The sequence below is a fragment of the Cellvibrio sp. KY-GH-1 genome (assembly GCF_008806975.1).
Taxonomy (GTDB): domain Bacteria; phylum Pseudomonadota; class Gammaproteobacteria; order Pseudomonadales; family Cellvibrionaceae; genus Cellvibrio.
The window spans coordinates 2,866,098-2,889,258 of the sequence record NZ_CP031728.1; the positions used below are offsets into that span (position 1 = coordinate 2,866,098).

Below are 23,161 nucleotides of genomic sequence, written 5' to 3' on the forward strand. Positions count from 1 at the left end.
TATGCGAAGGGTGACGAAGAAGGGAGGGGGTTACTGGTGTCGGGTGTTCCGAGCATGACAACACGTAGGAGGTTTACTCGGGCTGCCCTGGCGGCTCCAGAAGAGTGGACGGCGGTACATTCAAGGTCTCGGCGAGCTTGTAAATGTTAACCAACGCAATGTTGCGCTGCCCCCTTTCGACCCCACCTAGGTAACTCCGCGCTAAACCTGATTCCAACGCAAGCTTCTCTTGGGACCAGCCAAGGCGCTTTCTTAGTTCTACAAGTCGTTGACCAAAAAGGATTTTTGGATCTTTCATACTACACCCCTACTGAAACCGGGATGCTATTTCTTAAACCTATATGAGGCCACGCTCTATAAGTTCACCCTCTATGAGTGACATTTATAAAGGTCGATGCTAGATTGGCTACTAAGAGTGACAAATAGTTACGCGTTCTGGCAATCCGGTAGGAGTAACAGTCTATGAGACCAGCAGCAATAACGCCTCTTGGTGGGATCAGTAACGACCAGTTGTCTTGGCAGGAACAAGGGCGATGGGAGGGGCGGAATGAAGGGATTAATATTGGGAGGCAGCAAGGATTAACCGAGGGCTACAACGAAGGTTACGCTAATGGCTACAATCAAGGCTACTCCACTGGGAGCCAGGAGGCTCATGTGGCTGGCTACAATGAGGCCATCGATGAAGCCAACTTAGCTATTGAAAGATTACAGGCAGAGCATGTTATCTACCAACAAGAGGTCGCTCGAAACTATCTAGCCTACGAGGCTGAGCGCGATCAATTAAGGCAGTTAGCGGACAACCAAGCTACCCACATCCAGGCACTTAAAGATCGGTTGGTTCAGCACGAGCAATCCGCGCGTCATTACCGGACCAAAATTGATAATCTTATTGCAACACATCAACGCTTCACACAGGAAAGCGCGGCACTTCAGGAACAATGCTCAACGCTGACGCAACGCATCCAGTCGCTGCATCGAGAAAGATCTGACCTCGATGAAACAGTGGAAAACTTAACGCTGGCAAAGGACTCAAATCGATTGAAATATCAGGAACAGTTGGCGCATTTCAATAAAACACTGACTTTTGTGAACTCGATTTTAGGAGCAGTAAAGTCTACGCTGGAATCGAATCCAGAACTTGAAAACAGTTTTAGTAAGTTGTTTGCAGATGAGTATAAAAAGTCGGTCGATTTCAGAATCTTAGTGGATGACATAGAAACAGCGCCACACGAGGACAAAAATTTTGCACTGCTGCTGCCACAAACACATGAATTTATTCATGCGATGTTAAAGGTCGCACAGGGTGATGAGTTACCCAAAAACGATTGAAAATTACATTCGACGCAGTGAAAAAATAACGAGAGGCATGCAAATGAATTACACCCTAGTTTCTTATCTCACAAAATTGAAAAACCTATCGCTGAAACATCCATGGATTAATCCGCGGCGAGTAAAGCCTATGCCGGGCCACGTCGATTTAGTTACACGACTTCTCGCATTGTGCGAGTCGGCGATGGGTACGCTCTCGCCTGAGTTTTCAGTTTTTCAGGTAAGGTATTTGCAAAACCGCATGAAAATAACAGCCATACCCACACCGGGCTCACAATGTGATTCGCTAGCGCTAAGGCAAGCAATTAGTATGACTTTGAATGAGGCCAATATTGTTTGCCCGCATTGTGGTGAGTATCAAAGCGCAGGTGAATTGTTGAATGGCGCATACGTATGCTGCCCGGCTTCCGGTGATCTCGTATTGTGGGATGCCATACCAGACATTATGTGTATGCATTCAGAAGATCGTGACGCACTTTTTACTGAAGCGATTTTGCAGGATTTACGACCACAAGCTTTTAACGCAATGATGGACACAATTAAAAGAGAGTCATAAAACGATCCATAGCAATTCCCCCGCAGTAATACCAGTAACAACCACTGCGAGGAAAATGCCATACAAGTCACCCCAGCCCACGCATCTGCTGCACGCAATTTTTGTTTACACGCCCATGAAGGGCAAACCCGAAAGTACTCGGCTAAACCTTATTCAACGCACCCTTTTCGCGTAGCTGAGTTGCTGAATCTATACGATGGAAGCCCGCTGTCAGTCGCAGCGGGTTACTTGCATGATGTATTGGAGGCAGGTTTTGATACCACGCTGGAGCAATTACGGGAGGCTTTTCCTGCGGAGATTTGTGAACTGGTTGAACGAGTTAGCCGCTACGAGACTTGCCTGGCGCGCTATGTGGGCAAGCTTGCCCAATGCCCACTGGCGTGCCGTTTAAAAATCGCTGACTTGATTGCCAATGTTGAAACCTTACACTTGGAACCAGTGCAATTTTCTTATCGCTACCTCACCAAAAGCTTATACACCGATCGCCAACTCGCCCATAAAAACACCCCTCTCGCAGCAGCATTTCTAACGGAGTGGCGCAAGCAACGCCGTATTTATAAAACCCGCAACGAACACACCAAAGCCCTAGCGTGCAGCTAAGCACAAGTATTTCAGGTCATTCACCAAACACTTTTGAACGCTTAAAACAAGAGCTCAGATTATTTCATTGCAGACTATCCATAGACGATAGATTCACAGAAGCATTACTCGATGAGGCGGAGTTCCACACCTTTGGCGCGAGAGCATTGTTTCAGGTGTTTGAAAATCTTCCTGTTCTTACTCAAATCCGACTAACCGCTGTTAGCGAACCTGGCTCTACCTTTGTACTGACTGAAGATGTGCCGGAGAACCGGTAAGCCCCATACATGCGCAGGTGAACTTCACTTGCGCATGTAATGAAATACAAAACTTATGTACATTTGCTCGCCTCAACTATAGGTGATTTTTATAGGTAACAAAATTATAGGTATGTTTACAGGTATTAATGGGGGGCTGAATCAGCTAAAAACTGATTCTGATTCAGCGCAACCAGGCCTTGAAACCGCCCCACTTCTGCAACAAATACGACCACAATCATCTTTCATTAACGATAATAACCCTAAACTTACTCACCTTTTTCATCGGTAATCATTACTACTTTTTAGGTATCGGAGGAGGAGACTTTCTGATGCAAACTCCGCCACTCACAGCCTGAATATCCGCGACCGGGTAAACCATTTTTACCTTTTTAAGAGCTATCAAAAAATTCTCCTTAAAACTCCGCTTTCCGTTTTCGTTATCAATATACTCACTGGCAAACTGCTCGCGCAGGTTCTTCCAATAAAGCGTGACTGGCTTAGCCGACGCACGATGTAAACGTTCAACAAGCATAGAGTAAATATCAAGCGCCAATGCAGAACCTTTTAAGGCTGAAATCGCCCTAGTATCAACAGGAACGGCATTTCGTTGAGTAACAAGCACATCATAAAAATCGTCCGACAAATTTATCACTGAATGCCAACTTTTATCCTTTTCATTAACCAAAGAACAATCAGAGAACAGCTTCCCGCAAAATGAAATTCTTTTACCTTTTACATTGAAGTCGCATTCGACATGCAAGGCTAACAGGCTACCCAGCTGATTCTTCAGGTTTGCATAATTGCCTCGCTTACCCCCAGCAGGCCGCAACCCCAACCGGCGAATAAAACTCGCAGCACTTGATCCCAAATCTATCTTTTTCGTTTTATAACGTACCGCACAAGAAAAAATCTCCAGCAGGATTAAACGTGGAAGCACACCGTAAGGTAACGAGGCTTGTATAAGGTTACCTTCAATATGTACTGCCTCCGCGTCCAGCACCAACCTTGCTTTACCGCACTCGCGAAAGAAATAAAGCTGATCACAATGAGATCGAGGAAAACCAAGCTGGCAAAACAGCGTGAACATAAACCCCGCTTGCTCGATTGTTGCTGGGCAATCCTTTATGGCTATAGATTGATCGATTAACTTAATGTCACGCTGAGTCAGCTTGATTTTTTTAGACTTCATAACTACCTCCGTTTTTCGGAGGAGCAATCGTCGTCGATATATCATGAGAAGTGTTAACCGAAATATCGTAAGATTTACCTCGCTTCTGCCCTCTATGACCATAAACTTTTTTTGTTTTTAATGAGCGGTGCCCCAGCGCTAAACTAACCAAATCACCATCACCGTGAGCTTTTAAATTGGCCGCGAATTGGTGACGGAAACAATAAGCGGTAATCGGCTTTTTATGCTCTGAAAAAACCTCTTTAGCAATCCTTCTAATTTCCACGCTAAAATTTGCTGGGTTTTCAATACTAATTGTTTTATCGCCACGCTGAACTAAAGCTATTGCATCCGCCAACATCCCTTCAGGGTTAGATATTCGGTATATTATCTCCCGCCATTCTTGCCCACTTGAGTCAGTAACTTTCGCACCCTTTATTTTAAATTTTAGAAAATTGTCTTCGCCTTCGTTTCGATAGCTTACCAAAACACCATTACACAACTCTGATGGCCGACAGCCGGTAAGCGAAGCCACTAAAAAAGCCGCATAGTATTTTGATTTTTTATTGTAATTACATATTTGCTCGCGCCAATCATCAGGCAAACCAGACAATGCAGCGCGTTTCGACTTTCTTTTTTTACGTTTACAGGTCATACCCTTTTGGATAACGTTGAGAATCTGCTGAATATCCACAGCAGCTTTTTTAATATTGTGTTCAGCGACAGGGCAGTAACTATCAATGAGAGTCCTAACTGCTTGTATACCTGTATCAGTTACATAACACTTAATCGCAGCAGCACCCTTAAAGAAAGTACTTTTATTATCAATAGCTGAAAAATATTGCTCGATAGATTGCCCGCTAACGGAGCATTTTTTGAAAATTCGTTTAGCAATACGCACGTACTCTTCAGATGTTTTATCGGAGCGTATAGATGCTTTTGATCTAGCAGCTACAAGCTTTGCTTGTTTTAGAAAAGTATCTATCGCAACTTTAGTCTCGTGATTGAGATGCGAAAAATCTTTCATGAATTCGCACTCCAAACCAGACTTAACTGATTGACACGGCTAAGCCAGCTATCGATTGCTCGCCTATCCCAACCCATGATGCGCGAATTTAGAAATATAGGTCTTGGTATAACTCCGTTTAGAGTCAAACGCCACAATGTAGCCATTGGGATACCAAGGGACGATGCTAAGAGCCGAGGAGAAATTAGATTCGTGCGTTTAGTCATTTTTGCCACCCCCGATAGCAGTTGCTTCAGGCTTGGCAACCCGGGAGGCGGCACGACACTCGATCCAATCATCGATCTCATGCTCTAGCCATCCAACGATACGTTTATTAATTTTTATCCCCGCCGGAAAGCTGGGATCATCCCGTGTCAACCTCCAGAGTGAAACGGTTCCAATACCTCCCAATTTTTTGCAAAGGGCTGCGCGGCGTATAATCTGCATAAATCATCCTCAAAGAACTTGTGTAAAGTTCCTAGAAGTTTCTCGAAGACAAGAATTGATTTCACGGAGAGGATGATGTTTATTTTTGCCCGAAAAAATCCGGTATGATTTATGCTGGATCAAGCGAAAAAAATGCAGCCTTTGCAAATGTGTATACAGAGGTGACTACAAATCCAAGAATGACCATTAATTATCTATACAATACAGATACTTATGGTAAAAATTGCGGTTTAACGTCTAAGTTCGAAAAAAATGGCCGCTCTTAGCGGCCATTTTTATGTCAACGCAATATAAATCAAGCTATCGGTAAAACTGTTGAGCATCACCAAACAACCTAATAAAAATGTCCGCACCAACATCCGCAGAATGATTCAACACAGCATCGCCATCCTCGTTCCACCAATAGCCAGACGTTTCCCGCACATGGAAAAAGTTAGCTGTTCGCTCTGGCAACGCGGCCAAATCCACATCATCAACAGTCACCAAGCCCTGTACAATGTAGAAAAATATATCATCCACCAAGGTTTCATGCTGCAGCAAGCCAGGTAGCAAAACTGCAATCTTCGCCAGATATTGATTACGGAGATGAATATCTGCAACCGCATCCGGATTAAAAAAAAGGATAAATGGAAAGTAACGCCCTACCTTATCTACGCTCGGCATAATCGCCCCGCACACTGCCTGTTCCCCCCATACACCAGCAGGTAGAATAAAATTCCACACGGGAGCGGAAAGATAAGCCTCTAACCAGTTGGAATCAGTATCACGCAGTGCCGATAATCCTGCGCTCAACCACCGATCAATTTGGCGGTGCAGTGTAAACTCCAAATTGCGCACAATAAAATCACCGACCCATGGCAGCTTTCCATAAAAAGAAATTGATGTTGGCGGGAGCACAATGCCACTCACAAATTAACGCCGAGCCGGACAAGAGAAACTCGCCAACTCAGCAAGATAAAAGGGATTGTTTACGCTGGTAGCGGTAACTTCCAGCACTACTTTTTGGCCATGGATAAACAAAGTTGTTACAAACTTTTCCGGCAATAGCTGCCTACGCTCACCCAAATCAAACAAGCGCATAATTGCCCAAGGGCCATTCACTACCAATGTTTTGCGATTAAGGTCAGCCCCGCTCAATTCGATACGAATTTGATTACTACCCAAAGGCCCCGGCCAGCTCACAGAGCGTGGGATTTGTGGGCCATGTGCGTATTGAAAAAGCTGCCCGTCAAAATCCATGGATAACTGACTGATGCCGGCATCCATTTCCAGCACTTTATATTCAAAATTTAACATGGGTGCACGCACCGCTGCCGGAAAAAATACATCGCGAATACGTGCCGCTTGCTGAAATGAAGTAATAGGTAGTGGGACATCGGCAGCTTGACGCATCGTCCAAACACGCCCGGTCGTATCGGTGATTGTTCGCAGATTTTCGTTAAAAAAGCTATCCATTAATCCCGCCGGGGCAAACATTTTGGAAAAATCGGCAAAGGTGACGTCACGCGTCGAACGTCGATCAATGGGATAGCGTCCGCTGATTGCCATACGACAAAACTCACCGATAGAGCTATCCAATTCCGCATTGAGCGCGCCGCGAATTCCGCCCTCTGTCTGGCGCTTTCCCTCATCCGTTAATCCTTCTAAAATGGTACGCACCGGAATTGGATAGCGCGCCGCCTCGGAGCGAACCTTAAACATTGCGTCGTCGTTTTCCAAACTTCTTGCGCCACTGCGAATCGAAAAATCAGCATTGGATAAGCCGAGGTAAACCTCATTAAATAATTTCAGCAACGTGTTTTTTTCAGTTTCTTTATTAGCTCCGTGAGTTAATTCAATCATTTCCTTAAATCTACCATCCACAACTGATTCGACCGCATCGGAGCGGGTCAAATTAGCAGCTAATCCTTGCAAGGATTGATCAAACCCTGATGTTTTCTCGGCAATACGCCGTTTAACTTCCTTGCCAGCTATTTGCGAGGTCAGCGACAGATCTTTTCCAAGGCTTAACTCAGGCGAGAAATTGCTTACCAGCTGCCACAAAGGTGAGTCTGATGCCGACAATATACGTGCAACATCTATCGACTCCGACATAGAGCGCGTGGAAATCAAACGCAAATCGATCAAATAAGAATCCCAAAAACTGGAATAGTCTTGCAAATAAAGCCGTATCAGTACTTGCTCTATATCAGTCATACGCTCCGCTGTAAGTTCTTTTTCGCTAAATGACGAATACTCCCCTAACACCCAGGATTCTTCTACCACCGTTGCTTTTAATTGATCTTGCACGGCAGGCAAAAATATTTCCTTATACCCTTTGCGAGTAAATAAGCCGGGAACGCCATCACTTAACGGCTTGCCACTATTGCGTTCAAAAACAAAATTGCTCTTGGCTCCACCTGCCGTTAAAAAAGAAACATCAGCGAGCGCAGACTGTTGCAACAGATCTACCTTGATAGTTTGATATGCACGCTCCGCAAATGAAAACCCACTTAAAGAACGGCGCGTGGACAACACTAATTTCTCGTCCATCGCATAAGGAGACATCTGCGCCTCAGCACCAAACAATTGACGCAAATGAAATATCAATCCCGCTTGCTGCTCGCGAGAGATACCGGCGGCAAAGTGGCGCTCAATATCCGCCTCTACATAGGCGAGCAACTGAGCAGGATTATAGTGCTCAGCCTGGTTCAGCATTAAATAGGCTTTTAACGTTTGGTAAGTGTTATTCATATCCTGATCGCCACTATCCACCAATAGTTGCTGCAATCGGCGTGAAACCCAAGGAAGCAATGTTTCCTGCAATGCGCGTGCATAAGTGCGCTGGGTTGCTGCATCTAATTTTTCGCCTTGATACAAACCGTAGGTCATTTCAAGCGGCGGAGATAGAACAGCAAAAGTATCGCCATCCGCAACGCAACAAAGCGCATTTAGCAATGGCAGGTAATCAACAATTCCCCGTATATCTGCGGCGGAGGTCTTATCCACCGCCGAACTAATTAGCGCTACTTTTTGGTCAACACTGATGAGATAGTCGCGATTTTTAAGATAGCTACCCACAAGTAAAAATATAAATGTTGCACAGGCCAACAGTATAAGACTGTGAACAATCAAGCCAATCAGCAGCTCCCTCTTTTCCGCGCGACGATTTTTCCCTGCCAAATGTGCTTCCGGCAAAATAACTCGCGTGATTAAATCCTTTAGAAAATAACTGCGTCCGGACACCATTTTCCTCTGAGTATTAATACTGGAACTCACACCAAACCTTCGCCCCAAGGCACCTAACACGCGATCAAATGGAGTTCCTTCCTGCGTGCCACTGGCAAAATAGACGCCGCGCAACTGCACGCCGGACACATCTACCCCCGAAAAAATTTTCTCAATGAGATCGGCAATCGAGGGTAAACAGTTGGCAAAATTTTGCGGAAAAGCGAAGCTGTGTGCACGGCGAGTAATATCCGTTTCGCGTACGAGCAAATCAGACAAACCATCAAATAAACGCTGCCCGAGCAGATCCAATTCTTGTCTAACCCGCACAGCTAGATCAGTGGATACAGGTGTTATGTCGCGTGCGAGGGGTGACGTGTGCGCTGATTGGTCTGAAAAACTAAAACCCAATACCTGATCGCGATCCTCTTTGCTCAGCATACTAAAGTAATCGGAAAAACCGCCCAGTAAATCAGCTTTGGTAATTAAAATATAAACCGGGAAATTAATACCGAGCGAATTACTTAACTCACCCAGGCGCGCTCGGATAATCGCTGCGTGCTGATTGCGGCTCTGCTCTGACCCAGTTAACAAATCAGCAATAGAAATAGTTAGCACAGCGCCATTCAATGGTTGTCGCGGTCTAAATTTTTTAAGCAACCCCAAAAAGCCAGCCCACTCATCCTTATCCTGTTGAGCATGGCTTTCGTGCGTTATATAGCGGCCCGCCGTATCTATAAACACTGCATCTTCGGTAAACCACCAGTCACAATTGCGTGTACCGCCGACACCTTTAAGCGACTCACGCCCCAATACATCGGTTAATGGAAATTGCAATCCGCTATTAATTAGCGCCGTGGTTTTGCCAGAGCCGGGGGCACCGATAAATACATACCAGGGAAATTGATAGACAAAGCGCTGACGCATACTACTAAAAAAACCCGTGCGCGCATTGGCAGTAGAACTTTTTAAATGCGTCATGGCCAACGCAAAGTTTTTCCCTAGCTCATCCAACACTGAACTGGATTGGATATCGCTCGCACCTTTGTTAGCCAGTGCCTGCATAAACCGCTCATTCACACGCCGCTCACGCCAAACGCCAAGTAATTTTTTTACTCCAAAATAGAAAAGCACCGAAAAGATCAATAGCCCACGATGCAATACTGGCTCCAACGGGCGCCATTCTGCAATCGCAAAAAGGGGCCCAATAAACCAAATAGCCAGCGCAAGAATCACGAGCAGGATCAGCTTCCACAACACCGGATGAATGATAAAATCAAATAATTTGCGCATCACAGCAAGAATTCCTTTTGGCCTATTGAGCGGATTTCAATAAAATTTTTACTTCTACACGGCGATTCAGTGCTCTGCCGGCAGGGGTATCGTTGGACGTCAGCGCTTCCGCCTCACCTAGCCCCTGCACTTTTAGCGCAAGTCCCGCATCCAAAACTGCGGCAACCGCACGTGCGCGCTCCAGTGAAAGATGCCAATTGGAAGGAAAACGCGCGCTACGGATAGGAATATTATCGGTATAACCAGAGACAACAGCACCCTTGCCAAAATCACGGATGGCAACGCTAATTTTATTGATCACTGGCACATAAGCTAGGCTGAGAGAAACACTTCCTGAGGGAAACAATCCATCCCCCATCAATGTCACAACAGCAACACCGCCACCTTCACGGACGCTCACGAGCTTCCGGGCAATTTCATCCTGCAACAATCTGGTAATCTGCCCCTCGATTGCAACGGGGGCCACTTTTTCTTTAAACAAGGGAACAGGAGTTTGTAAAATCCGAGCAAACACCCGATCCGAACTATCAGAGAGTTTGAACGCGAGAAACACAAATACCGAGAACACTAAAACAGTGCACAAGAGCGCCGACACCCAGACCGGTAGTAATGTCCAAATAGGTGGGCGAGGCTTAATAATTCCCTGCCAATGTGCCGACAAAGATTTTTCTCGCTCGCCCTTAAGCTCAGCAACTATTTCAACCAAACGCAACCGCAGCAACTCAAGTTGAGCCTGGCCGTTTGGGACAATTTTGTAACGGCCCTCAAAACCTAGCGAGATACAAAAAAACATCAGCTCAATCAAATCACGATGCACTGCAGGTGTTTGGGTAACTCGAGCAAGAATCTGAAAAAATTTCTCTCCTCCCCAGGTCTCATTATGAAACGTTACCAGTAAGCTGTATTTTGCCCACATACCACCACCGCCCCAGGGTGTCTGGGCAGCGGTTTCATCAATGACGGTACATAAACAATAACGTGCCGCAGCGATAGTCTCTGCAGGAATGGCATCAGCTTTTGCGCGCTGCTCAAATTTTTTTATCTCATCAATTAAATAATTGCGCAGTTGCGATGGATCGGAATTGTGTACCAGGGTACGCACCTGGTAAATCATATTGAGTAGTGGATTAGCGCAGCGCAACAAGGCGCTGGCAGCCGGAGGGGTTTCATCGGGCACATCAAGAAATACTGAACGAGTATTGGCCTCCGAAGTCGTTCTTGCCCGACCACCTGGGTTAGGTACGACAAAAGTGCGCGATTCATTTTCACCAAAACTTTCTATATCAAGCATACAAATTCCTTCTCACGTCTTGGTTAGCGGCGAATCGCCCAACATTGAATCTCCAAATCGGGAAAATCACCAGCGATATGCATAGCGATAGTTCCTGAGGACACAAAGGCTTTCCACATTTCAGAACCGGTATCCAATTCAAAATAATGACTGCCGGTGTGATAAGGAATTTGGCGCGGAGCTATGGGCAAGGATTGAATTAATATTCCTGGTAGCTGCAAGTTAACCAAATCGCGAATTTTATCCACTGAGCCTAATTTTATTTGCCGGGGAAAACTTTGCTTTAACGTATCAGTGGGAACACTTGCACGAACAGCCAAGACAAATTGGCAGGAGTTAAATAGCTCGCGATCAACAACCTGGCCAATACGCACACCGTAATTTTTTTCTATCAGCGGAATTTCTATGGCGTTCTGCTCCAACACAGTGGATAAATAACGACGTAGTAGCTGCACCAAGCTATGGAAAGATTGTTCCGCGTCATCATGCCAGTAGGCCGGCAAATGCTCGCACCGTCGGCTATCACTCGCAAACGTAGCTAGTTCTCCGCACAGTGCGATCAGCTGTAAATAGGCCGTTTCAGGGCCGAGGCCACGTCCTTGCAATAGATGCGCTATCAATGGCTCACTGCGATTCAATAGCTGCAGCATCAAAAATTCCCCAACTTCAGAGATGCCTCCTCTGCCAGCCTGACTAATGCGAGTACTAAGGACATCTGCCCGCTGACGCACCAAACCCAGAACTTCATTAATCAGATGAGTCAATGTGGAAGAGGCAAACACCGATATAAGCGCGGGAATGTACAAAGGATCTATCGCTAATTGTCGATCCGCCCGGCGCTCAACAATACGTAACATGCCAAGGGCAACCCATGAATCTGTTAACTCAGTTTGCAACAATAAACGCAGACGCGGCCTGGCAATCTGTAGCTCCGCTGGTTCACCGCCAATTGAGTTGATATCTTCCGCGAGGAAATCTTCCACTCCATAGCGCGCCAGACTCTGTTCCAGTGGATCAAAAGCGACCAATTCAGACTGGTGTTGTTGCGCGGGTAACGCTAAATAGACGAGCTGGTCATTCACACCCTCGCCAATAACCAAGGGCGCTGGCGCCTCTTGGGGCAGAGAAAACGCAAAGGGAGTTCCGTCGGGAAAAATTCCTTCGGCCTCTGTAACGGCAATAATTCCCTGACTTAAGGCCGCAGAATCGATTCGCAGGTTTCGAAACCCCCAAAAATAATTAGCTGGCGCTTGGGCGCGTTGATGTCGCATTTGCTCGAGATAACGCTCTTGCTGCTGAAAATGTTGTGGGCGCAAAAACATCCCTTCGCACCAGACAACTTTTTTAAATGCATCCATAAAACATACACTCCTATTAATGTTCTTTGGAAGATGAGTCAAATTGAATCCTGTTTTTTTCAACGAGCACGCGGTGTGCTAAAACCTCTTTGCCACCAAAACGTGACCAAAAACCACTCCCCTGGCGAGGATACTCATACACCAGCTGCCAACCACTGTAATCGATGACTCTATAGCCCACTACCACACCCAAAGCGCTTTCACCCCTAGTAATTGGATATTCCAATACCAGGCGCTGCCCAGGGCGCAAGTTTACGGTATGCATAGCGAGCAAATCCTTACCCAGCAATTGCTTGCCATTTTCGGTAAGCGACATGTAATCACCTTTACGAAACCCTGACGCATTTGCCAATTGATAAACTGTAATGGCCACTGGCGAAGGCCGCCCGTTAATATCCGGATTCAAATTTTCTGCAGCGACCAATTCCAATGTGATTACTTTTTTAGGTTGCCCGCTGTTAGCACAAGACACCAACAACCATGTCATTAAGACAACAAACAGCATGCGCAGGGTAATCCCCAGACTCGGAATTTTATAAAAAAATTTCTGGTGATTCATGTCAACTATTTTCCAGTAATGCAGACATAGGGCTCGCGCCACTAAAGCTAAGCGTTATGTCGTTTGGCCCACCAATCCAGACCGCCAGGGCGCTATAGTTATCTTGAGCCGCTGAATTACGTTCAAGTACTATTTGCTCCATGCGAATTAACCATTCCTCCGCCGAGCCGGCCAACCCCAGGGTAGCCACCATAAGATCTTGATCAACACCCTCCCAAAAACCATCAGAACACAACAAAAACGCATCGCCTTCTTGCAATTGAAAAGGGCTTTCCAGCGACTCAAAATATATTTCTTCTCCTGTTCCCAACGCCGCATAAAGAATATTGCGAGCAATGCTGGATTGAGCCATTTCGGCAGAAAGAGTTTTATTATCGAGAAAGCGCTGTAACAAACTGTGATCTTTAGTGAGCTGCCTGCACTGCCGGCGACGAATTAAATAAATACGTGTATCGCCCAGATGAGTCCACTGGGCCAAGCCTGCATCATCATTTAAAAACAGGCAGGCGACAGTGGTACTCATTTTTTTTAATTGATTGGCCAGTGTTTGGCCGTAACGAATTGCAGAGTCGGCTTGCTGCAATAATTGATCGACAAAATGCTTATCTATCGCAGGTTGCTCAGAGAAACCCATTAAAAATGTTTTAACGGCGGTTTCCGATGCAACGTCGCCACCGCCATGGCCACCCGCTCCATCTGCAACAATAAAGCACGCCCCCTCATCTGAAGTCCAATAACCGCAGGCGTCTTCGTTATAATCGCGTGCGCCTTGCCGTGAAAGAGTGGCATACTCGATAGTCATGCCCGAACTGGCAAGGTAAGCACTCATACGGCCTCCCTCCCAGCACACATCTTGTCAATTTCCTGCTCGTATGCCTGCGCAAATGCTTGCTGAAAGCGCAATTCAAACTCCTCTCGTGCGTTTCCAGCAAGCTCTGCGTAATGCGCCTCGTACAACTCCCACAGCTTCGATCTTTTCGCCATTGGTAGCAGCGAGTCAATAATATTTTTGGTGGCGAGATATTTTTGCATTCTCTCGGGACTGAAATTTTTCATCACTTCATAGACAGCGGCGCGCGCTCCAGAAACCAAACCAATTTGGTGCGCAAGCAAATCATCAACTGCATCATCTATCGCTTCCTTAGCGCGCAAAAAGCCCGGCACAGGATCACCCAATAGGTGCGCAATAGCCGACTGAGCATCGGGAGCAAATTTCAACGGGTTGTTGCCAGATGCAGCGATAATAGTGACATCAGCACGCATTTCGTGTTTTACCTGCGCACGCCCATGCATCATGTTCACGGTACCGGCAGTAAGATGCAGCAATACGCCACCGAGCCGCTCAAAAAACGCAGGGGTAAAGGCTGGCAATTTATGAATATCCAATTGCAAAGCGCGCGCTAGCGCCATTCGACAATCATCATCTGATGCCCTCACTCCCGCTTCTACTGACTCAGGGCTTTGCGGAAACACTCTTTGCGAATCAGCTACAGGATGCTCAGTAGCGCACACCTCTAGACCCATCGGCTGTGTTGCCACGGGACGGGGCACAACAAAAAGTGATTCAATTTCCAGTGAGCGATCCCGATTCGAAGAGAAAATCGGAAAATCATTTTTCTCCACTAACAGTGAACTCAATGAATCCACCAACTCATCGGGAGAAACAACGACACTTGAACCAACTGATTCAGTCCCTACTGTAAATTCCGTCACAGTTTTTTTTGCCAGCAATTGATCGAGTAGAAAATCGGTGGATTGACTTTCAGATTGCAACAACCCGCCGTCGGAAACAAAGCAATATTCATCACCTGCTGTTGAAGTCGGCTCTGATACACCTGAATTATTTACAGAAAAAAAGTCGGCATCCTCAGGAATATAACCTGGTGTCGCGGCAGGATTTTCAAAAAAACGTGATGATATCGATGCTAAATTATTATCCTCAAAATTATTCGCACTTAACTGAAGCACATAAGCACCTACCATTAAGCTGTCATTACAACTCAACACGCCTCTTTCACCGGGCAGCAATTCTTGCGCATTAACAAATATGCTAGTTGAAGCGCTTAAATTCACGATATGCATCGATGAAGGATCTTTAGGTGACAAGCTTGCTTGCACACGGGAAATGACGCGCGACGGATCATCCAGCACTAGATTATTGCTGCCGTTTCGGCCGAGCGTAATTTTTTCATTGGACCAAAACTCGCAGCTCGCTGCATCTGGCGACACAGCTTCACCATTAAAACTTACGGCTGCGAGTTTTAGTTGTGAGCGGGATGACATGTGGTCTACATCCATATAGTTGCAAAATTTAATAACATCGACAGATTGCTTTTATAATCACGTCGCGTAAAGCAACGAAAAACAAAACTGACCAAAGACGATGGCGCCATCATAACGATATTTTTTTACATCACAATTCGCAAATGGAGATTTTGATCACAAAGCTGTATTTGATTTGTAAATAGAATCGCCACCAGAAATAAATGCACGTGTGATTTAATCATCATCGAATGTTTTTGGTTTAATTCGCCGAGCAATCGCCAACTCATTTAAAACTAATTAAGCGGATACCGCATGGACGCCAGCACAATAAACCCATCACCATTACTAAAAGCTACTAACAGCGAATCTGTAGTTATTCCTGCATCGGCATTACCTATTGGCGAAGCACTTAAAGAATATGTCATCAACGGCATTATCGGTGAAGGTGGATTCGGAATCGTCTATGCAGCACAAGACACACTGCTACACCGTAATGTAGCTATCAAAGAGTACATGCCGGCAGCCATCGCCAACAGACTTTCATCTGCACAAATTAATTTACGCTCAGTGCGCCACCAACAGACTTTTGATGCTGGCATGCAAGGTTTTATTGAAGAAGCGCGCCTACTTGCACAATTCAAACACCCGGCACTGGTAGAAATTTTGCGATTTTGGGAAGCCAATGGCACCGCCTATATGGTGATGCCGCACTACTCCGGAAAGACACTCCGCAACCTGCTGCGACTGGATCGCAACTTTGCGTCAGAAGCATGGTTGAAAAGCATTTTGGCTCCCATTCTGGATGCCACTGAACTCCTGCATAACAACAGTATTTATCATCGCGACATAGCGCCTGACAATATTGTGATTCAAGACAATGGACAACCGGTACTACTGGATTTAGGTTCGGCGCGACGGGTTATTGCGGGCATGCAAAGTGCGTTAACGGTTGTGGTAAAGCCTGGCTATGCACCTATCGAACAATACACTGAAGATACTGCAAATGAGCAGGGCCCCTGGACGGACATCTATGCATTGGGCGCAGTATTATATTTTTCTATTACCGGTTCGGCGCCTAGTGCATCTGTATCACGGATGATGCGCGACTCTTTAAAACTCTTGACACCTCAAGACCATCCGCAATTTAGTGACGGGTTTCTAGCCGCCATTAATCGGGCCCTGCAATTGCGACCGATGGATCGCTTTCAAACTATCTCCGAATTTCGCGACGCATTGAATCTCAGCACGGTGCATACCGCTAATCTCTCATATGTTTCGCAATTAATTAAAAGTGTTGCGACCGTGGACACGCACGATGATGAGATCACGCAAATACTGACAGAAGAAGAAATTAATCAGTTTAAAGAAAAGCTTTTAATTACGCTTGGATCACCACAAAAAACTCAACAGCTTCAATCGCCAATACCAACAGTAGAACAACCGCTTCAAAATCAATTTAACGAAAATATTCTGCTGAATAGCTCCAACGCTGAAACAAAACCTATCAGTAGCTTCAATGATGTAAAGCAGCTGTTGGAACAAAAGCCTGTGAGTGTTCCGCCCAAAACAAAAGAAAATGCTCACCCACCCCTTGGCGCCAAGCACAACGCAGTAAGCCAAACATCCGCGCAGGCAAATGCCTCAGCCACGGGAAAACTCAACACAAAAAATAGAACGACTACCATTTTCGCGATAGGTGGTGCAGCTCTGGTGGCAGGATTGTTTGCAGGCGGCTACTTATTCAGTAAAGACAATACTGAAATAAAGCCACTGCATGTGAACAATTCAACCGCAGCGGCAGCGCCTATAGCAGCAGAAACTCAAATAGCGTTAACTTCAGCGGACCAGAACGCAAACCAAATCTCAACAAACATATCCGACGGCGCAGCATCGCCGTCACTACCGGCGACTTCCGACCTAAGCAACGCATCGGATCAAACCTCGCAATCAATTAGCGACCTTATCCCGCCGGAACAAGGCGCCGTAACGGCAGAATTTAGCACTGCGCCACTAGCGGATTCGGCCCAAATTCTCCCTTCGGAAATTGGTGTCCAAAATCAGACCAACGAAGTAACGACTTTTGAACCCACTACAGCGACAAGCACAAATGCTGCATCGAATAAAAAGCCTAAACCCGATGCCCCCGCGGAAACAGCTAGGCCGGTAGCTTTCGGTACGGCAAAACTTACGCTATTACCTTGGGGCGAAATTTGGGTCGACGAACAGCGCTACGGTGTAAGCCCGCCGGTGCGTGAATTATCACTCGCGCCAGGCACCTACCGGATTGAACTGCGGAACCCCGGCTTACCCACCGAGATACGCACCCTGAGCATTAAACAAGGAGAGAACCCGGCGATCTATCACAACTTTGCTGTACCGCAACAACAACAACAACAACAACCGGTAACTGCCGCGAAACCAGTTAAAACCACACAAGCCAAGCCCCAAACATCCGCAGCGCAACCAGCGGCAGACTCACCGCCCGCAGTTCAATCGCAGGGAGAACCTGTTGCAACCCAAACCGCACCGGTAATTACCAGTGAACGCACCTTGAACATCAAAGTGCAACCTTGGGGTGAAATTTTTATCGATGGGAAAATGGCGGGCGTCATCCCACCACTGCGACAACTAAAAATTGCCCCGGGCGAGCATAAGTTGGAAATTCGCCATCCGAGTTATGCGACCAAAAGCATAACAATCAGCGCTACTGATTCTTTATCACAGACAATAGAACATCAATTTAAATAACGTTATTGAGAAAAATATTCCTATGCAAATCAATTCTCGCTCATTGGCCTTCGCACGCAAGGTAGTTGGACTTGTGTCCGTAATATCGATTGCAAGCTTGTTGCTTTCCGGCTGCAACACGATGCAACAAAAACCGCAACAACTAACACCAGCACAAATGAAACTGGAGGCTGGCAAAGCCAATTTCCAAAATGGCGAATATGGGGCAGCGGAAACCGCTTTTCTGGATAGCAGCATTTGGCAGGACGATAAAAGCACACAAGTTGAGTCATTAAAATATCTTGCGTTTATTTACTGCGTTACCGAAAGAGTCACTCTTTGCCGCCACTCATTCTATAAAGCCCTGCAGCTGGATCCCGGCTTCGAATTAACTTCTGCAGAGAGCACACATCCCCTCTGGGGCCCTGAATTCGTAGTTGCTCAAAGTGGACTGGGCAAAAACAACCAATAAAAATTTAGCAACAGGGAATCTGACGATGGACTACGATAATATCGATTTCTCATTCGACGCGTTGGAAAGCAAATTACTAGGGGACGATTATTGCGGCAGTGAAATTGATTACGACCCGGATTTCCTCGAGCTGGAACATATGGTTGCGATTAAACCTGAGCAACAATATGGCGATACCATTATTCCAGCAGCACCGATTGATTGGTCACGTGCGCTCAACAAGGCCTGTGAACTTCTCAATAAAAGCAAAGATTATCGCCTGTGCTGCATTATTACCCGGGCTCTAACGCACAAATATGGAATCAGAGGTGCACTAAAAGGCATGGAAGCTATCCACTCGCTGACTGAGCAATGTTGGCAGCACGCGTTCCCAGCCATCGTATTCGATGGTGAAACAGATCTCTTTCCAAGGGCTAACGCCATTGCCGAGCTAAATTCATCCACCGGTCTGGTCGGTGATTTGCGCCATACCGATATCCGCTTAAATGCCACCGGAAAAATAACACTGAGCCGGCTGGAAAAAATCCTCAGCGGCAGAGCAGAAAACGAAGATTTTTCACGGGATCAACTCGTGCAGATACTGCGCGATGAAGTACTGGATCACAGCAGTGAATTGCTGGTCATCAAACAACTACTCACGCAGATTAGCGAACTGGAAAATTTATTAAACCAACACTTCGGCAATGAACAAGCGCCCGACTTTAGCCAGTTAAAAGCGCTACTTACCGGAGTCACTCCAATTCCTGATCAACACCACGTCGAAACCAAAGAAACAGAAATCGATACGCAAGACGCAGGTGCCTGCTCAACACCTCGCAGCAACCCAAATAACCCAGCAGCAATTAATTCTCGTGACGACGCAATTCGATTACTGGACAAAGTGTGTGAATTTCTCGCGCGAAATGATCCTGCCAACCCCGCGCCCCTGCTAATCAAGCGTGCGCGCAATATGATTGGACAGGATTTCTATACCATTCTCAGCCAACTGGCGCCCGATGCAGTCGCTCAGGCAGAGCATATAACCGGACCACAATTTTAACCACCAACGTCTGCGCAATTTGCAGAGGAGCAACTATGAGCAACAGCCAAAGCAGTCAGAAGTTTATCGCGCGTAATCGCGCACCACGCGTGCAAATTGAATACGATGTGGAAATTTATGGTTCAGAAAAAAAGATCCAAATTCCCTTCATCATGGGAGTAATGGCCGATCTGGCAGGGAAACAAAAAGAAGAAATGCCCGCGATTGCCGATCGTAAATTCCTCGAAATTGATGTGAGCAATTTTGATGACCGCATGAAAGCCTTGAAACCACGCGCTGCATTTGCCGTTCCCAACACCTTGACAGGTGAAGGTGAACTGACTGTCGATTTAACGTTCAATAGCATGGAAGATTTTTCTCCTGCTGCTATTGCGAAAAAAGTGGATGCACTCGCCAAGTTGCTCGATGCGCGCACGCAACTAAATAACCTGTTGACTTACATGGATGGCAAAACCGGTGCAGAAGAACTTATCAGCAAAGTGTTGCAAGACCCCAGCCTGTTAAAAAGCCTGGCACTGTCCAGCGATAAAACCGAAACCCCGGAAGCTGCTGAAGCAGTTTAACTCAGGAAATTAATACAGGAGCACTCACCATGGAAATGAGCGAAGTAACCAGAGCGCTGGATCAACAGCCCCATTTCAATGATTTCTCTAGCCTGCTACAAAAGGAATTTAAGCCCAAAACAGACGAAGCAAAATCCGCTGTACAATTTGCAGTTCAAACACTTGCGCAGCAAGCATTATCGCTGTCTGTTACCGTCAGCAACGATGCCTACAAATCCATTGAGTCCATTATTGCGGAAATAGATACTCGCCTGTCTGAACAGATTAACGCGATTATTCACCACGCTGATTTCCTGAAACTGGAAAGCGCCTGGCGCGGCCTGCATTACCTGGTGAACAATACCGAAACCGATGAAATGTTGAAAATCCGCTTCATGCCGATTTCAAAGCAGGAACTTCATCGCACCCTGCGTCGCCATAAAGGTGTGGGCTGGGATCAAAGCCCGATTTTCAAAAAAATCTACGAACAGGAATACGATCAGCTGGGTGGATCACCTTACGGTTGTGTAGTAGGCGATTACACCTTTGATCATTCGCCACCCGATGTAGAACTACTGGGAGAAATGGCAAAAATTTCGGCGGCGGCTCACTGTCCGTTTATTTCAGCCGCAGATCCAGGAGTAATGCAAATGGAATCCTGGCAGGAATTAGCCAATCCGCGCGACCTCACCAAAATCTTTGAAAACACCGAATACGCCGCCTGGCGCGGCCTACGAGATTCAGATGATGCACGCTACCTAGGTTTAACCATGCCGCGCTTCTTAGCGCGCACACCCTACGGCGCAAAATCGAATCCGGTAGATGATTTTAATTTTGAAGAAAGTATTGAGGGTGCTGACCACTCCCGCTACTGCTGGGCCAACGCAGCCTATGCGATGGCGGTGAACATTAATAATTCCTTCAAGCAATATGGCTGGTGCACCTCGATTCGCGGCGTTGAATCAGGCGGGGCCGTTCCCAATTTGCCAACCCATACCTTCCCAACGGACGATGGCGGTGTGGACATGAAATGTCCGACAGAAATTGCTATTTCTGATCGTCGCGAAGCAGAGCTTGCAAAAAATGGCTTTATGCCGCTTATCCACCGTAAAAATACGGATATAGCGGCATTTATTGGTGCGCAGTCACTGCAAAAGCCGGGTGATTTTTTTGACCCGGACGCAACTGCCAATGCAAATCTGGCAGCGCGCTTACCCTATTTATTTGCCTGTTGCCGCTTTGCACACTACTTAAAGTGCATAGTGCGCGACAAAATTGGTTCGTTCAAAGAGCGCGAAGAAATGGAGCGCTGGCTAAACGATTGGATTATGAATTACGTTGATGGTGATCCGGCCAACTCATCACAACAAACCAAAGCATTAAAGCCTTTGGCAGCAGCAGAAGTATACGTAGAAGAAGTGGAAGGAAACCCCGGCCATTACACGTCCAAATTTTTCTTGCGCCCTCATTATCAATTAGAGGGACTGACCGTTTCGTTGCGACTGGTATCCAAATTGCCATCAGTCAAATCAGGCGGCCAATAAATATTAGAGGCCTGGCACATCGCCAGGTTTTTAATAAAACGGATATCACCATGTAAGGTGGTATTTATTTTTGACGTTGTATTAACTAAGGAAGAAAAACTATGTCTGAATCCCTACAGGATTTTTTTATCAAGATCGAAGGCATCGCTGGCGAATCAAAAGATTCCAATCACAAGGGTCAAATTGATGTGTTGAATTGGGGTTATGCAGTTACCCAATCTTCTTCCACCAATACCGGTGGTGGCGGTGGCGTAGGAAAGGCGCACTTTAGCGAGTTGGTGTTTACCCACTTTATCGATAAATCTACTCCTAACCTGATGAAATACTGCGCCAGCGGTAAACACATCCCCAGCGTTGAACTTTCTTGCTGCAAAGTCGGCGATGGCCAACAAGAGTACATGAAAGTTACCCTGAATGATGTACTCATCACTCACGTTCGCCCGACTGGCGATTCCAGTAGCCCACGCGTTATGGAAGAAGTTGGTATCTCTTACTCCAAAATTAAAGTGGAAGTGAAAGAACAAAATGCCAACGGCTCCATGGGCGCAGCAGTGACCGGCGCTTGGGACGTGAAGCAAAACAAAGCAGCCTAAGTTGCTTTTTCAGTTGCCCGCTCGCGGGCAACTGGACAAAAAACATTGAAGGCATTTAAAAGGAATCAATTATGAGCACCCCAAGACCAAAATTTTTAACGATGTGGCGTAACTTTAAGAGCGTTTATGCAGATGGGAAGGTTACTAGCGTTGGTAATAAAATTGGCGGGAAAGTTAAACAAAATATAGACCTAGGCGTACAAGACCCAAGATTGGGGTTCACCAATGAATGTGCGTTAAGAATGAGCTATTCGCTGAATTATTCAGGTATAAGCATTCCTCGCGGAAGCTGGAATACCGTATCCGGCGGCGACAACAAATGGTATATCTTCCGAGTAAGGGACATTGTTAGCTTTCTTAATAATTCATTTGGAAAACCGGACAAAACAATAGAAACCCCAAAACCTAAAGATTTTTCCGCATTAAAGGGAATACTGGTTTTTAATGTAAATTGGAGTGACGCAACAGGACACGCAACACTTTGGGATGGTTCAACATGTTCCGATCACTGCTATTTCCCAGAAGCAAAAGAGGCCTCAATATGGATACTAAAGTAATAACCTTTTCCATATTCTTGCTAGTTTTTTGCAAAAGCGTAACTGCTGAAGAATTAATTAAATACTCGGCCAAGGATTACTTCAAAAACTATGCACTTAGCAGTTGCATTGCGGATGGCTTCAAATCTAATGATGCAAGGTCTGATGCCGCCGCCGCCGCTAGCGGATACCTTGAACTTGGCGAGTACCCATTAGAAGCCCACACAGAAGCAACAATATTGGGAAGAGAGTTTTTAAAGAAACCCTATAAAAGTATTTCCGGGGCAGATCTCATATTAATGAAATGCATTGATTTTTATCACAGCAAAGAACTTGAAAGTATCGCGACAAAATATCAGAACGCAAAATAAGCCAAGGCTGATAACGGCA

22 protein-coding genes are annotated in these 23,161 nt (G+C 46.1%); 11 read left to right on the top strand and 11 right to left on the bottom strand.

Translation table 11 applies throughout. The features are described from left to right. Positions 1-73: 73 nt before the first annotated feature. The gene (locus D0C16_RS12315; RefSeq protein ID WP_151032651.1) at positions 74-298 is read right to left on the bottom strand and encodes a helix-turn-helix domain-containing protein; all 225 of its coding nucleotides are present in this window, start codon (positions 296-298) and stop codon (positions 74-76) included. Positions 299-462: 164 nt separating this feature from the next. Here D0C16_RS12315 and D0C16_RS12320 point away from each other — a divergent pair, with 164 nt between their 5' ends. The 3 genes from D0C16_RS12320 to D0C16_RS12330 are packed head-to-tail and all read left to right on the top strand — an operon-like array spanning position 463 to position 2,485. Then, positions 463-1,329: a Yae1 family protein gene (locus tag D0C16_RS12320; protein WP_151032652.1), complete on the top strand. Its 867-nt coding sequence runs from the start codon at positions 463-465 to the stop codon at positions 1,327-1,329. After that, entirely contained in the window at positions 1,307-1,885 is a 579-nt protein-coding gene (locus D0C16_RS12325; RefSeq protein ID WP_151032653.1) for a hypothetical protein, read from the top strand. The genes D0C16_RS12320 and D0C16_RS12325 overlap by 23 nt, the downstream gene beginning before the upstream one ends. 60 nt (positions 1,886-1,945) lie before the next feature. Then, positions 1,946-2,485, top strand: coding sequence for an HD domain-containing protein (locus tag D0C16_RS12330; RefSeq protein ID WP_151032654.1), 540 nt, complete (start codon positions 1,946-1,948; stop codon positions 2,483-2,485). A 534-nt stretch (positions 2,486-3,019) separates the two neighbouring features. Here D0C16_RS12330 and D0C16_RS12335 read toward each other — a convergent pair. From D0C16_RS12335 to tagH, 10 genes are all read right to left on the bottom strand, one after another. Then, complete coding sequence (locus tag D0C16_RS12335) at positions 3,020-3,913, bottom strand: replication protein RepA (protein WP_191968705.1); 894 nt, start codon at positions 3,911-3,913, stop codon at positions 3,020-3,022. Then, positions 3,903-4,919: a site-specific integrase gene (locus D0C16_RS12340; protein WP_151032656.1), complete on the bottom strand. Its 1,017-nt coding sequence runs from the start codon at positions 4,917-4,919 to the stop codon at positions 3,903-3,905. The genes D0C16_RS12335 and D0C16_RS12340 overlap by 11 nt, the downstream gene beginning before the upstream one ends. A gap of 198 nt (positions 4,920-5,117) precedes the next feature. Further along, on the bottom strand, positions 5,118-5,345 hold the full coding sequence (locus D0C16_RS12345; RefSeq protein WP_151032657.1) for an AlpA family transcriptional regulator: 228 nt from the start codon (positions 5,343-5,345) through the stop codon (positions 5,118-5,120). Between the two features lie 300 nt (positions 5,346-5,645). After that, positions 5,646-6,254, bottom strand: coding sequence for a type VI secretion system-associated protein TagF (gene tagF, locus D0C16_RS12350; protein ID WP_151032658.1), 609 nt, complete (start codon positions 6,252-6,254; stop codon positions 5,646-5,648). A gap of 3 nt (positions 6,255-6,257) precedes the next feature. Further along, the gene (tssM, locus tag D0C16_RS12355; protein WP_225319041.1) at positions 6,258-9,845 is read right to left on the bottom strand and encodes a type VI secretion system membrane subunit TssM; all 3,588 of its coding nucleotides are present in this window, start codon (positions 9,843-9,845) and stop codon (positions 6,258-6,260) included. Between the two features lie 22 nt (positions 9,846-9,867). Continuing rightward, positions 9,868-11,136: a type IVB secretion system protein IcmH/DotU gene (gene icmH / locus D0C16_RS12360; protein ID WP_151032660.1), complete on the bottom strand. Its 1,269-nt coding sequence runs from the start codon at positions 11,134-11,136 to the stop codon at positions 9,868-9,870. A 23-nt stretch (positions 11,137-11,159) separates the two neighbouring features. After that, on the bottom strand, positions 11,160-12,494 hold the full coding sequence (tssK, locus tag D0C16_RS12365; protein WP_151032661.1) for a type VI secretion system baseplate subunit TssK: 1,335 nt from the start codon (positions 12,492-12,494) through the stop codon (positions 11,160-11,162). Between the two features lie 16 nt (positions 12,495-12,510). Further along, a complete protein-coding gene (tssJ, locus tag D0C16_RS12370) occupies positions 12,511-13,053 on the bottom strand; it encodes a type VI secretion system lipoprotein TssJ (protein ID WP_151032662.1) in 543 nt (180 codons plus the stop codon). A gap of 1 nt (position 13,054) precedes the next feature. Beyond that, on the bottom strand, positions 13,055-13,882 hold the full coding sequence (locus D0C16_RS12375) for a PP2C family serine/threonine-protein phosphatase (protein ID WP_151032663.1): 828 nt from the start codon (positions 13,880-13,882) through the stop codon (positions 13,055-13,057). Continuing rightward, on the bottom strand, positions 13,879-15,336 hold the full coding sequence (tagH, locus tag D0C16_RS12380) for a type VI secretion system-associated FHA domain protein TagH (RefSeq protein WP_191968706.1): 1,458 nt from the start codon (positions 15,334-15,336) through the stop codon (positions 13,879-13,881). Before tagH ends, D0C16_RS12375 begins: the two co-directional genes overlap by 4 nt. Before the next feature lie 294 nt (positions 15,337-15,630). Here tagH and D0C16_RS12385 point away from each other — a divergent pair, with 294 nt between their 5' ends. From D0C16_RS12385 to D0C16_RS12420, 8 genes are all read left to right on the top strand, one after another. Continuing rightward, positions 15,631-18,066 carry a serine/threonine-protein kinase gene (locus D0C16_RS12385; RefSeq protein ID WP_151032665.1) on the top strand — a complete coding sequence of 812 codons (2,436 nt, stop codon included), beginning with the start codon at positions 15,631-15,633 and terminating at the stop codon, positions 18,064-18,066. Between the two features lie 22 nt (positions 18,067-18,088). After that, complete coding sequence (locus tag D0C16_RS12390; RefSeq protein ID WP_151032666.1) at positions 18,089-18,517, top strand: TssQ family T6SS-associated lipoprotein; 429 nt, start codon at positions 18,089-18,091, stop codon at positions 18,515-18,517. Between the two features lie 25 nt (positions 18,518-18,542). Continuing rightward, a complete protein-coding gene (locus D0C16_RS12395; RefSeq protein WP_151032667.1) occupies positions 18,543-19,556 on the top strand; it encodes an ImpA family type VI secretion system protein in 1,014 nt (337 codons plus the stop codon). 35 nt (positions 19,557-19,591) lie between these two features. Further along, on the top strand, positions 19,592-20,119 hold the full coding sequence (tssB, locus tag D0C16_RS12400) for a type VI secretion system contractile sheath small subunit (protein WP_151032668.1): 528 nt from the start codon (positions 19,592-19,594) through the stop codon (positions 20,117-20,119). Between the two features lie 29 nt (positions 20,120-20,148). Next, positions 20,149-21,642 (top strand): type VI secretion system contractile sheath large subunit, encoded by a 1,494-nt coding sequence (tssC, locus tag D0C16_RS12405; RefSeq protein WP_225318658.1) that lies wholly within the window; start codon positions 20,149-20,151, stop codon positions 21,640-21,642. Positions 21,643-21,743: 101 nt separating this feature from the next. Then, a complete protein-coding gene (locus D0C16_RS12410; RefSeq protein ID WP_151032669.1) occupies positions 21,744-22,235 on the top strand; it encodes a type VI secretion system tube protein Hcp in 492 nt (163 codons plus the stop codon). A gap of 71 nt (positions 22,236-22,306) precedes the next feature. Then, positions 22,307-22,792: a type VI secretion system amidase effector protein Tae4 gene (locus D0C16_RS12415; RefSeq protein WP_225318659.1), complete on the top strand. Its 486-nt coding sequence runs from the start codon at positions 22,307-22,309 to the stop codon at positions 22,790-22,792. Then, entirely contained in the window at positions 22,777-23,142 is a 366-nt protein-coding gene (locus tag D0C16_RS12420; RefSeq protein ID WP_151032670.1) for a T6SS amidase immunity protein Tai4 family protein, read from the top strand. Before D0C16_RS12415 ends, D0C16_RS12420 begins: the two co-directional genes overlap by 16 nt. The last annotated feature ends 19 nt before the right edge of the window (positions 23,143-23,161 follow it).

What these genes read in the sequence shown, in the direction of transcription:
- tssB (WP_151032668.1), top strand. Translation starts at nt 19,592, where the DNA reads ATGAGCAACAGCCAAAGCAGTCAGAAGTTTATCGCGCGTAATCGCGCA.
- D0C16_RS12410 (WP_151032669.1), top strand. Translation starts at nt 21,744, where the DNA reads ATGTCTGAATCCCTACAGGATTTTTTTATCAAGATCGAAGGCATCGCT.
- D0C16_RS12325 (WP_151032653.1), top strand. Translation starts at nt 1,307, where the DNA reads ATGAGTTACCCAAAAACGATTGAAAATTACATTCGACGCAGTGAAAAA.
- D0C16_RS12390 (WP_151032666.1), top strand. Translation starts at nt 18,089, where the DNA reads ATGCAAATCAATTCTCGCTCATTGGCCTTCGCACGCAAGGTAGTTGGA.
- tssK (WP_151032661.1), bottom strand. Translation starts at nt 12,494, where the DNA reads ATGGATGCATTTAAAAAAGTTGTCTGGTGCGAAGGGATGTTTTTGCGC.
- D0C16_RS12320 (WP_151032652.1), top strand. Translation starts at nt 463, where the DNA reads ATGAGACCAGCAGCAATAACGCCTCTTGGTGGGATCAGTAACGACCAG.
- D0C16_RS12315 (WP_151032651.1), bottom strand. Translation starts at nt 298, where the DNA reads ATGAAAGATCCAAAAATCCTTTTTGGTCAACGACTTGTAGAACTAAGA.
- D0C16_RS12335 (WP_191968705.1), bottom strand. Translation starts at nt 3,913, where the DNA reads ATGAAGTCTAAAAAAATCAAGCTGACTCAGCGTGACATTAAGTTAATC.
- tagH (WP_191968706.1), bottom strand. Translation starts at nt 15,336, where the DNA reads ATGTCATCCCGCTCACAACTAAAACTCGCAGCCGTAAGTTTTAATGGT.
- icmH (WP_151032660.1), bottom strand. Translation starts at nt 11,136, where the DNA reads ATGCTTGATATAGAAAGTTTTGGTGAAAATGAATCGCGCACTTTTGTC.
- D0C16_RS12395 (WP_151032667.1), top strand. Translation starts at nt 18,543, where the DNA reads ATGGACTACGATAATATCGATTTCTCATTCGACGCGTTGGAAAGCAAA.
- D0C16_RS12385 (WP_151032665.1), top strand. Translation starts at nt 15,631, where the DNA reads ATGGACGCCAGCACAATAAACCCATCACCATTACTAAAAGCTACTAAC.
- tssM (WP_225319041.1), bottom strand. Translation starts at nt 9,845, where the DNA reads ATGCGCAAATTATTTGATTTTATCATTCATCCGGTGTTGTGGAAGCTG.
- tssJ (WP_151032662.1), bottom strand. Translation starts at nt 13,053, where the DNA reads ATGAATCACCAGAAATTTTTTTATAAAATTCCGAGTCTGGGGATTACC.
- D0C16_RS12340 (WP_151032656.1), bottom strand. Translation starts at nt 4,919, where the DNA reads ATGAAAGATTTTTCGCATCTCAATCACGAGACTAAAGTTGCGATAGAT.
- D0C16_RS12420 (WP_151032670.1), top strand. Translation starts at nt 22,777, where the DNA reads ATGGATACTAAAGTAATAACCTTTTCCATATTCTTGCTAGTTTTTTGC.
- D0C16_RS12415 (WP_225318659.1), top strand. Translation starts at nt 22,307, where the DNA reads ATGAGCACCCCAAGACCAAAATTTTTAACGATGTGGCGTAACTTTAAG.
- D0C16_RS12345 (WP_151032657.1), bottom strand. Translation starts at nt 5,345, where the DNA reads ATGCAGATTATACGCCGCGCAGCCCTTTGCAAAAAATTGGGAGGTATT.
- tssC (WP_225318658.1), top strand. Translation starts at nt 20,149, where the DNA reads ATGGAAATGAGCGAAGTAACCAGAGCGCTGGATCAACAGCCCCATTTC.
- D0C16_RS12375 (WP_151032663.1), bottom strand. Translation starts at nt 13,882, where the DNA reads ATGAGTGCTTACCTTGCCAGTTCGGGCATGACTATCGAGTATGCCACT.